The 11,369-nt window shown below is 41.6% G+C and carries 9 protein-coding genes and 1 pseudogene; 6 read left to right on the forward strand and 4 right to left on the reverse strand.

Annotation, left to right across the window (positions count from 1 at the left end; all coding sequences use genetic code 11):
* Positions 1-68: 68 nt before the first annotated feature.
* The 5 genes from hmpA (at position 69) to FTT99_RS06985 (ending at position 4,505) form a co-directional block, all read left to right on the forward strand.
* Positions 69-1,277: an NO-inducible flavohemoprotein gene (gene hmpA, locus FTT99_RS06965; protein ID WP_078192460.1), complete on the forward strand. Its 1,209-nt coding sequence runs from the start codon at positions 69-71 to the stop codon at positions 1,275-1,277.
* Positions 1,278-1,363: 86 nt separating this feature from the next.
* Positions 1,364-1,807, forward strand: a complete 444-nt coding sequence (locus tag FTT99_RS06970) for an Rrf2 family transcriptional regulator (protein ID WP_078189285.1) — start codon at positions 1,364-1,366, stop codon at positions 1,805-1,807.
* Positions 1,808-1,892: 85 nt separating this feature from the next.
* A complete protein-coding gene (gene yihA, locus FTT99_RS06975) occupies positions 1,893-2,753 on the forward strand; it encodes a ribosome biogenesis GTP-binding protein YihA/YsxC (RefSeq protein ID WP_180130612.1) in 861 nt (286 codons plus the stop codon).
* 157 nt (positions 2,754-2,910) lie between these two features.
* A complete protein-coding gene (locus tag FTT99_RS06980) occupies positions 2,911-3,855 on the forward strand; it encodes a metal-dependent hydrolase (RefSeq protein ID WP_180161324.1) in 945 nt (314 codons plus the stop codon).
* 224 nt (positions 3,856-4,079) lie between these two features.
* Positions 4,080-4,505 (forward strand): VOC family protein, encoded by a 426-nt coding sequence (locus tag FTT99_RS06985; RefSeq protein ID WP_180130618.1) that lies wholly within the window; start codon positions 4,080-4,082, stop codon positions 4,503-4,505.
* Here the strand turns inward: FTT99_RS06985 and FTT99_RS06990 are convergent.
* Together FTT99_RS06990 and FTT99_RS06995 are read right to left on the reverse strand one after the other, a co-directional pair.
* A complete protein-coding gene (locus FTT99_RS06990; protein WP_171525930.1) occupies positions 4,502-5,761 on the reverse strand; it encodes a dicarboxylate/amino acid:cation symporter in 1,260 nt (419 codons plus the stop codon). The genes FTT99_RS06985 and FTT99_RS06990 overlap by 4 nt on opposite strands.
* Before the next feature lie 250 nt (positions 5,762-6,011).
* Complete coding sequence (locus tag FTT99_RS06995; RefSeq protein WP_180092996.1) at positions 6,012-6,884, reverse strand: acyl-CoA thioesterase II; 873 nt, start codon at positions 6,882-6,884, stop codon at positions 6,012-6,014.
* A gap of 287 nt (positions 6,885-7,171) precedes the next feature.
* Between FTT99_RS06995 and plsB the strand changes: the two genes are divergently transcribed.
* Positions 7,172-9,745, forward strand: a complete 2,574-nt coding sequence (gene plsB / locus FTT99_RS07000; protein WP_180130620.1) for a glycerol-3-phosphate 1-O-acyltransferase PlsB — start codon at positions 7,172-7,174, stop codon at positions 9,743-9,745.
* Between the two features lie 85 nt (positions 9,746-9,830).
* Here plsB and FTT99_RS07005 read toward each other — a convergent pair.
* Together FTT99_RS07005 and FTT99_RS07010 are read right to left on the reverse strand one after the other, a co-directional pair.
* Positions 9,831-10,427, reverse strand: a pseudogene (locus FTT99_RS07005) (methyltransferase domain-containing protein).
* Between the two features lie 151 nt (positions 10,428-10,578).
* Complete coding sequence (locus FTT99_RS07010; protein WP_180130623.1) at positions 10,579-11,358, reverse strand: NAD-dependent epimerase/dehydratase family protein; 780 nt, start codon at positions 11,356-11,358, stop codon at positions 10,579-10,581.
* Positions 11,359-11,369 lie beyond the last annotated feature (11 nt).

The following is an 11,369-nucleotide window of genomic DNA, read 5'->3' on the forward strand; positions in this document are numbered from 1 at the left end:
ATTGCAAATGCATTTTTAAATATGTATTTTAAATACATCTTATAAATAACAGCCATGAGAGATCAGCTATGACTCCGCAGCAAATTGACCTAGTAAAAGCTACTGTTCCTGTTCTACGTGAAAATGGTGTCGCGCTGACTGGTTACTTCTATAATCGTATGTTGGGCAATAACCCTGACCTCAAAGAAACCTTTAACATGGGACATCAGCGCAGCGGTGCTCAGGCACAAGCCTTGGCGGGTGCTGTATTGGCTTATGCTGAAAATATTGAGGACCCATCTGTACTTTTACCAGTTGTAGAATTAATTGCGCATAAACATGTGAGTCTTAACATTCAAGCGCCAGACTATAATATTGTCGGCGAAAATTTGCTGCACTCGATCAGTGAAGTATTAAGCATTTCAATGGAAGATCCACTGATTGCAGCTTGGGCAGCAGCATATGGACAATTGGCAGACTTGTTTATCAGCACTGAAAAAGCGATTTATGAGCAACATCAGCAAACTAAAGGCAGTTGGTTAGGTTGGCGTAATTTCAAAATCGCGAAAAAAGTGGCTGAAAGTGATGAAATCACCTCATTCTACCTTGAGCCTTCTGATGGTGGTGATTTACCAAAATATGAAGCAGGTCAGTACATCTCTGTACGTGTATTGGTCGATGAGCTGGGTCTAAAACAACCACGTCAATATACATTGTCTACCAGCCCACAAGACAACTACTTACGTATCTCTGTAAAACGTGAAGATCAGAAAGGTGACTTGGTTCCAGGTTGGGTATCAAATACACTGCATGGCTTGGAGATCGGTTCAGAAATCGAAGTGTCTGCACCAACAGGTAATTTCTTCCTGATTGATTCACAAAAACGCAATGTCTTTATCAGTGGTGGTGTAGGTCTAACACCAATGATTGCGATGCTGAATCAGTTGGTGACTTTAGACATGCCACAACCTGTAACCTTTATCCATGCCTGCCGTAGCAAACAAGTGCATGCAATGCATAAACACATTCAGGATTTGGAAGCAAAATACCCACGTCTTAGCACTTTTACAGCGTATGAGTTCCCTCATGCTAATGATAAATTAGGTGAAGATTATGATGCTGCTGGTCGTCTAGACTTAGGCAGCATGGATACTGCACTGTTACCGATCAATGCGGATTATTACCTTTGCGGTCCAATGCCATTTATGGCTGAACAACAGAAAGCTTTAATTGCTCGTGGTATTCCTGCTAGCAATATTCACAGCGAAGCTTTCGGCACTGGTGGTGTAAAACACTAACTAAGCTATTCACCTGAAATACAAAGGGTTAGTTTAGTTATGCTAGACTAGCCCTTATTTATTTCTCTCAGACTCACAGTATTATCATGCAACTCAATAAATTCACCGATTATGCATTACGCATTTTGCTCTATATCGCACGTCCTCGTGATGTGCCTTATAACATTGCTGAAATTGCAGAAGACCTGCACGTTTCGCGTAATCACTTGGTGAAAATTGTGCATTTTATGGCAAAGCAAAACTGGTTAATCACCAGCCGCGGCAAAGGTGGCGGTATTCGTCTAAACCCTGAAGCACTTGACGCTCAACTCGGTCAAATTGTGCGAATTTTGCAAGGTAATCACCAGATTGTTGAATGTAACGACCCACCCTGCGTACTGCGCAGTCAGTGTGGTTTAAAAAGCATCTTAGACCAAGCTTTAGAACAGTTTTATCAAAGTCTCGATCAGTACAAACTTGCTGACGTCTTACAACCAAGCAGCGCATCTAAATTTACAACACAATCTCCAATTCAAATGATCAATCTCTAATTTCACTTTGCCTGCGACAAAATTCGCTTGCCTGCCCGACTTCCTTTATAATGCGTGTTGTTAAATCAGTTATTGAAGTTGGGTTATGCATCAGCACAGAGGAAAATCACGAAACAGTAAAGCGGCCAATGCGCCGAAGCAAAAGATTACTTATGAGAAAAAAGTAGACTCTGCGATTACTGAATATGCTGTGCGCTCGCTCAACTGGCTACGCAAAGCTGAGTTCTTAATGAGTGCGCCTAAACTCAACCTCTGCGTTGAAGATACCGGCTATGAAATTGCCTTTGCTGGCCGTTCCAATGCGGGTAAGTCGAGTGCTATTAATGCGCTCACTAACCAAAAACAATTGGCACGTGCGTCGAAAAAACCGGGTCGTACCCAAATGATCAACTTTTTCAGTCTAGGAAATCCTGATCAACGTTTGGTCGACTTACCGGGTTATGGCTATGCCGCTGTACCTGAAGCGATGAAAATCGTGTGGCAAAAAGAGTTAGAAAACTATCTGATACACCGTGAAAGTTTACAAGGTCTTGTGCTGTTGATGGATATCCGTCATCCACTACAACATTTTGACGTCATGATGTTGGAATGGGCACATTCACGTAAATTGTTCGTGCATGTACTGCTCACCAAATCAGATAAATTAAACCGTGGCCCAGCCTCTAAAGCACTACAAGAAGTGAAAGCGGCATTGAAAAAAATGAAACTGAACTTCTCTATCCAATTGTTCTCATCATTGAATAAACAAGGTTTAGAAGAGTTAGCGAGTGTCATGGCGGGTCGTCTAAACTTCACTCTAGAGCAATCCACAGAGTTTGATCTCGACAGCATACCTGAAGCATCGGAAGATGATATTGAAATCGATGTGGACGCGGAAGCATTCAATGACTTCCACACTACATCTGAAGATTTACCCCAAGCTGAAGACAAAAATTCAGACCACTAATCCAGTATTTTTAAAGTCAGCGCAAGGATGATTGTCTGACAAAAAGTATCATCTGAAGATAATGAAATGTCCTGTATTGCTAATCACAATGCAGGATTTTTTTTGGATACTGAATATATCAGATGTGCACTCGATCACATAAAAACAAGGATAGGTCATGAAATTACTCTCCCGCTTGAAAAACACAAAACTTGGATCATCAATCGAATATAAAATTAAACCACGTAAAGTGAAATTTGAGTGGCAAGATACCCAAGTTGACTGGGTGCCCAACCAACCTTTTTTCAGCTATTTTATTAATGAAATTAACATGATCTTACCGGCTGGTGAGTTTTGGTTTTGCCGTCTGTATAACAAAGTATTGCCACAAATTAGAGATGAAAAACTAGCAGAGGACGTTAAAGCATTCATCCGCCAAGAAGCCATGCATGCTCAAGCACATAACTCTGCTAATAAAGAATACTTATCTCAGCGCAATATCAGTATTCAACGCAACCTTGAGATCATGGACTTTCTCTTTGGCAAACTGCTTGCGGACCAACCTCTAGGGCTCAACGTACCTAAAGCTTTGGATCATCAATGGGATCTCTTTCGTTTAGGGGTAATTGCAACAGTTGAGCACATGACCTGTGTACTAGGCAAATATGCTTTATATAATAAAGAGTGGGAACGCCTCGGTGCTGATCCGAATATGCTCGATCTAGTAAAATGGCATGGTGCAGAAGAAATTGAGCATCGTACCGTGGCCTTTGATTTGTATCGTCATCTCGGTGGGGGCTATATTTCTCGCTATTATCAAAGTGTGATCGTGATTGCAGCCGTACTTGGTCTATGGGTCGATGGTGCAGCACATATCATGCAGCAAGACGCGCGCTATGCATCGATTAAACCTGCCGTATATAAACCGTGGATTTGGCGTGAATGGGCGCGTATCGCGCAAAAAGACAATCGCTTATTGCCACATCCGCTTTGGCTAGTGTCACAGCAATTGGGGTATTTAATGCCTTGGTACGATCCTGTGCATGAAGCGAAAACTGAAGATGCGATTGCTTACCTCGACAACTCTCCTGCTGCAAAACGTGCCGCACTGAAAGTTGCATAAACACCATTTAAAATCTGTATTAAGCAGGGTTCGCCCTGCTTTTTTTTGTGCTCACTTCCATTACGCTCTATTTTTTTATTGAGCAATCAACAAACTTAAGATGAATAGGGTCGTCATAAGTTCAAGGTTTAAAGTACAGTTCTTCCGAATTCCCTATTCTCTTTAATATGCATTTATACTCAGCCTTATCCTAAAATAAAAATACACCGTTCAGGAGCATCTCCATGCACGCTCACATCTCCGTCATTACACTGGCCGTGAAAGATTTACATGCTGCATTCGCATTTTATCAGGAGGGTTTAGGTCTAAATAGCACAGGGATTATTGGGACTGAATTTGAACATGGCGCTGTGGCATTTTTTGATTTACAACACGGTTTAAAGCTCGCACTCTGGCCACAAGATAGCCTGAGTCATGACACAGACATCAATACATCAGCATTTTGTCCGACTCAAATGTCTCTCGGACATAACGTTAACAGTCCCGCGGCCGTCGATCAAATCATGCAACAAGCCCAACGCGCTGGAGCAAAGACAATTAAGCCCGCACAGCCCACGTTTTACGGTGGTTATGCAGGCTATTTTCAAGACTTAGACGGGCATCTGTGGGAGATCGTCTACAACCCACATTTTAGCTCTTTATCTGCTTAATTCGACAACGCTGGTTCATCTACATCTCGGGTATGACGATCAACCACCACACTAATCATCATATCGCCCTGTACGTTCACCACAGTCCGTACCGTATCTAAGAGTCGATCTATCGGCAGTAAAATCGCAATCGCTTCTGCAGGGAGTCCGACTGATTGTAAAACCATAATCATTGTCACCATTCCAGCGCTTGGAATGCCCGGTGCGCCGAGTGACGCAATCATGGCGGTTGCACAGACAATTAACTGCTGACCCAAGGTTAAATCTAAGCCCATCAAGTTGGCAATAAATAACGCAGCAGCAGCTTCATACAACGCTGTACCATCCATATTCAACTGTGTGCCCAATGGAATCACAAAACCTGCTGTTTGAGGACGTACGCCTAAATTTTCCTGCGCACATTTCATCGACAGTGGCATCGTTGCTGAACTTGAACTAGTTGCAAAAGCAGTGATTAAGGCAGCTCGTGTTCCTCTAAAAAATGTCAGTGGGCTCATTTTCCCAAAAATCCATAGCAGCAGAGGTAACACCACTGCCCCATGGAAAATCGTCGTCCCTGTGACTACGGCAGCAAACTCCGCGAGGCGACTCAACACCGAAATATCTTCTGTAGCAATCAATTTAGCCAATAATGCAAAAATACCAATCGGTGCAAGCTTCATCACCCAGCCGATGATCATCATCATGATGTCGAAAAATTGCTGACTGAGCTTTCTCACGCTTCGGAACTTTTCACCGCCTTTGACCAAGGCCACACCGAGAAATAGTGAAAACACCACGACAGCGAGTACATTGCCATCACTAAAGGCTTTAAACGGATTAATCAGTGTATTTTGAATAAAATTGGTAAAGAATGAACCTGCTGTGAGGGTGTCAGGACTTTGATGCTGTTGCATTGCATCTTGGAACATGACGATGTCCACGCCCTGCCCGACTTTAAAAATATGCGCGCATGCTAGACCCAAGATCAGTGCCAAAGTTGTGGTGGTGACGCAGCACGCTAAGGTAATTTTCCACGTTCGACTCAGCTGACCACCCGCTTGTAAATTCGATACCCCCACCACAATCGAACTAAAGATCAACGGAACCAAGATCATTTTCAGCAAACCAATAAAAATACTACTGGCAATCCCCAAGCCATACAGGCTGGCGGATAAAAACTGCGTCTCTGGAAACTGAATTAATAAAAACCCAAATGCCACACCCAATATTGCGGCAATTAAAATCTGCGTATTTAAGCTCATTGTGCCTTGCATTTATCATCCTTTATTCAGGCACTATGCCATGCGACCCACCGGGAATCGAGGAATTTTTTGTCACATGTACTGCTGCATTTCTGCAAAGCCCGAATTCAGCTTAATTTAACCTATGCCAAAAGACACTAATGAGATAGATCAAATCTACGAGTAGGCTCATACAGATAAATAAAGGTAATAAAAAACCGAATCTTCTGATTCGGTTTTTTCAGTATTCAGCTTTTACGACTTAACACATCTTGTTCAAAACTTATTGGGTTTCAATTTCGCGTAAACGGATCAAGCCTTCTTGTGTCGTACTACAGACCAGCTCACCGTTTTGCCACATGCGACCAAAATTTAGACCACGTGAACTAGCGCTGACGGTGGCATCCATGTCATAAAGCATCCATTCATCTACACGGAATGGCTTATGGAAATACATGGCATGGTCAATACTCGCACACTGTAAACTTGGTGATAAATAACTTAAACCATGTGGACGTAGTGCAGTCGTCATCAATGTAAAGTCTGAATAGAATGCTGCAATGGCCTGATGTAAAGAGATGTCATCAACATCGGCAGCAATCGTGTCATGGGTACGAATATAGTGTGCATACGATGGCGCAGCAGGCTGCGGTTGGTACGGGTTTTGCGGATCAATCGGGCGAATTTCCACATGGCGGTCGCGCATAAAAGATGCACGGACGTTTTCAGGGACAAATTCCACCATCATTCGTTTCAGCTCAGCTTCAGATTTTAAATCTTCCACGGCTGGATATTCTGGCTCTGCAACTTGGTAGTTCAACCCTTCTTCTTGCTCTGCAAATGACACCATACACATAAAAATGGTTTTACCATGTTGAATCGCACGCACCTGACGACTCACAAAACTGCGTCCATCGCGAATACGATCCACTTCATAAATGATTGGTGCACTGATATCACCGCCAAATAAGAAATAGGCATGTAAAGAATGAGCAGGTCGATCTGTCGTATAAGATGCCGCACGTAGCGCCTGACCTAAAACCTGTCCACCAAAGACACGTTTCCCGACCAAATTTCGGCTTTGCCCACGAAAAATATTTTCTTCTAATTTTTCAAGGCTGAGTAAATCAACCAACTCTTGTGTTAAGGCATTCATAACAAACCTATCTATCATTCGGGATTAAGCTAATGCAGGCAACATCAACAGATGTTTAAATATATTTTCCATTTTGCCATAAATCCAGACTAAAACCCTAAAGATTCGCTGACTGATCTGTCACCTTGCTGATGCAATATAACTGCTAAAAATACGTTTTTTAACGATAAAATCTTACAATATCTATGCAATTTGTCAGAAAATGACATACAGTTTTTAAGTACAATTACGCAGAATAGATTCCCCTCAGAATCTCTGTGGTTTGGTCATGAAAAGTAGGAGTTTGTATGTCCAAGAGCGGCTTTGGTCAGATGTATCGAAAGCTTTCGAGTAAACTGCTTGACCTTGTGGTAACACCGCATGTTTTAGGTGAAGTCCCTGTAGGACCTGTAGTGACTGAAACCGATACAGATACCGGCGTACAGACAACGAAAATTACCTGCTACGTTCTGCAAAATCATTCACGGAGTAATGCTTTAATTGTCGATGGTGAAACCCGTCGTTTAAAGCTACACCCTGCACTCGACCCAATGACTGTGGGTACGCAAACAGAAAAAGCCTCTGTGGTGTTTTTACAACATCATGATGAAGACAACTTACTCAATCCACCGCCACATGCCTTTCCACCTCGTTTATTGCGTTTAATTGAGGTTTTGGAAAAAAATCCTGATGCGGATATTGAGCTCGTTCCTGTAACCGTGCTGTGGGGCCGTGAACCCGATAAAGAAGATTCTTGGTTTAAATTATTATTTACCGATACATGGTCTACACCAAGCAAAGTGAAGCAGCTGGTCAATATTGGTTTGCACGGTCGTCAATCGTACCTTGAATTCCATGAGCCACAGTCTTTGCGTCGTTTGGTTGAATATGCCAAAACTACACATCCAAACTTGTCACCTGCGACTTATATTGTTAGCACACTGAATAATTATTTAGATGCGCAGCGTGAAGTGGTTTTGGGTCCGGATTTATCTGACCGTCGTAATGTGATGCATGGCCTGATCAAATCTACGGATGTGCAAGATGCGATTCGTCGTGAAAGCATTCGCAGTAAAATCAGTATGGTTGAAGCTGAACGTCGTGCGATTGGTTATTTAAATGAAATCGTTTCTGACTATTCTGCATCAACAGTACGTTTTGCTGACTTAGCCCTGACTCGTCTGTGGACACAGCTTTATGATGGCGTCGAAGTGCATAACTTCAGTACCGTTCGTGAACTAGCCAAAGACTACGAGATCATTTACACCCCATGTCATCGTAGTCATATCGACTATTTATTATTGTCATATGTGATCTATAAGCGTGGTTTGATGGTGCCGTACATTGCTGCGGGCGATAACTTAAACATGCCATTTGTCGGGCAAATTTTACGTGGCGGCGGCGCGTTCTTTATTCGTCGTTCATTCCGTGGCAATGGTCTCTACACTACTGTTTTTAAAGAATACCTCTATAGTATTTTGGCGCGCAATACACCACTTGAATACTTCATCGAAGGGGGTCGTTCACGTACTGGTCGCTTATTACCACCGAAGACTGGCATGCTCGCGATGACTGTCCATGGTCATTTACGTAATCCAGCCAAACCGATCGTGTTCTTACCGACCTATATTGGTTATGAGCGTTTAATGGAAGGTGCGACCTACGTTGGCGAAATGAATGGTAAGCCAAAAGAAGGCGAATCAATCATCGGGATTATGAAAACACTGCGTAAGATCGAACGTATTTTCGGTAAAGTTCATTTGAACTTTGGTGAGCCGGTTTTCCTTGATGATATGTTGAAACAGCATAATGCAAGCAACATCAAAATCGAGAAAAATGACGACCCAATTCCGCCAGAAGTTTCGGATGCCATTAACAGTTCTGCACACGTGATTTTAGAAAATATTAACCGTGCAGCAGTGGTGAACCCAGTTTCATTGCTTTCACTGATTTTATTGGCAACATCTAAACACACTTTAGATGAAGAGATTTGCATTAAGCAGTTAGACACCTATCGCGATCTTTTAAATGCCTTACCTTACGATGAGCGCATGCAAGTAACACCGCTGTCAGGTAAAGAAATCATTGCTTATGGTTTAAAACTCAAGCTGATCAAACGTGTTAATCATGTCCTTGGCGATATTATTGCCATTGCTGATAATCAAGCGGTGCTGTTAACCTACTTCCGTAACAACATCCTGCACGCATTTATTTTGCCATCACTCATTGCCGCTTTGGTTGAACATAATGGTTCAATTCGCCGTGGTGATTTGATTAATGTCATTCGTACACTGTATCCGTTCTTAAAAGCTGAGTTATTCCTCAAATGGAATAATGAAGAGCTTAAAGATCAGATCTGTGCGTATGCTGAAGTGCTGATCAAAGCCAAGCTGATTTCTGAAGATGCAGAAGGCAACCTGATCTCCCCTGCGCCTAACTCAGAGCAGCACAATCAGTTAGTGGTCTTAGCTGCACCTGTGATGCAAAGTCTTGAGCGTTACTACATGACTTTGGCTTTAATCACACAACGTGGTTCAGGCAATATCTCGACGCGTCAGGTTGAAGAACTCAGTCACTTGGTTGGTCAACGTCTATCTGTGTTGTATGAATTTAACTCGCCTGAGTTCTTTGATAAGGCCTTATTCCAAAGCTTTATTAAAGTCTTAACACAACAAGGTTATATCAGCACCAATGAAAACAACGCCATTGTGTTTGATGAAAATTTCCAAAATGTTGCGCAATATGCCAACCTCGTTTTGGATGATGTGACCCTGCAAATGTTGCAGCACATTACGACCTTTAGTGATGAAGAGTTAAAAGAAGCACTGGATAAAGTTGCTGCGGAACAAGCCAAAAAACGCTTGAAACGTAAGAAGAAATAAACCGTTCTGATTTTTTCGCCATAAAAGCGGAAGAAGATGAGCAAAATCAGGGACAAGTTGTAAAAAACTTGTCTCTTTTTTTGGATTATACAAAAGTATTTAATATTTTCTTTTTTAAAATTAAGGTATGTACATTCCAAAATTTTGGAGTGCCATTGGCTAGCGGTTTATTGCCTTTAAATTCATCGATATAAATAATATCAAAGTCCGCATCAAACAATTGTTTAAGCTCTTCCTGCTCAAAACCTATAAATTTTTCAGAAAAATTATTTACCCAATCATCATCTTTCCCTAATAGTTGTATGAGTAAGATGCCTTACTCACTTAAGGATTCCTGCATTTTCTTTAAAACACTTCCAAGCGAATCCGTAGAACAAAAAAATAAACTGAATAAAGCAATAATTAAACTAGCTTTAGGAAAGCTATAGTCTTCAAAGGCCTGATTAGAAAATAAAAAATTCTTATTGTCTTTAAATTTACTTAGACAGATATTTTTAGCGTCAACAGATGGATCAAATGCATATACTTTAAAATGATGACGGAGTAGAAATGATGATTCATTTCCTGCACCACAACCACAATCAATCGCGATCTTTGGTAAATTCTCAAAATAACTCAAAGCTTTTTCCAAAATCGGTCTATGGGGTAGATTCTGAGTAAGTTCAGCAAATGATTTTGTCATTATTTAAATTTTATCCTTTGAGATCCATTCGAAAATTTGAACAATACATGTTGTAAAAGACCTATCTTATTCATTTATAGAATTTCTTTTAATACTCACAAAGCTGCACTGAATTTTATACGTCACGACAATTTTACACTGCACATCACAATCAATCGTGCGCTAACTTAAAACCACTCTTCGTCATCCGCGTTGCATAAATCTTTTTCCCTGTTTCTGCTTCGCTCTCTAAAACCAATTCGGGTAAATGCATAGCTCTTTGCAAATCCAAGATTCGCTCATGTAAAGGTTGAGGTTGGTTATTAGTACAAATATATGATTTTTCAGGATGTTCCACGTGGAGTAGATGACACAGAAATTTTGCCAAATCATCGATATGTATTCGATTGGACCAATGAATATTGGGATAGCGATGAGTTGTTTCGGCCAATTTCTGCATTCGTGTTGTCGATGTGCCATAAATCCCTGATGGACGTACGATCACGCATTCAGTAGGAAATGCTTGTGAGTAGCAATGCTCCATTTCGAGTAACAACACCCCCTGCTCATCGATCGGTTGTGGCACAGTGTCATCATCAATGCGCTCCCCCGCATGTTCACCATAGACACGAGTGGACGACACCACGATTAAACGTTGTATTGGATGACTTGCTAATGCTTGAACAATCGGCTGTACAGAATCGACATAAGTGTATCGATAAGCATCCACAGCATTGAATTGAGCATGACGTGCAGGAGCCAAAAGAACATAGACAGCATCAATCGGTTGAACCTGCGATAAATCCAGTTGGTGAACATCTTGGATTAAATGTTCTGCAAAATCATCCTCTTTCGCACTACGACTCACTGTGGTAATTTGGTGACCTTGCTGAAATAATTGTTTAGCAACACGTTGCGATGTTTTACCATAACCGATAAATAGAATATGCATCAAACGACCTA

It is taken from the genome of Acinetobacter sp. YH12040, from assembly GCF_013420005.1.
GTDB classification, from domain to species: Bacteria; Pseudomonadota; Gammaproteobacteria; order Pseudomonadales; family Moraxellaceae; genus Acinetobacter; species Acinetobacter amyesii.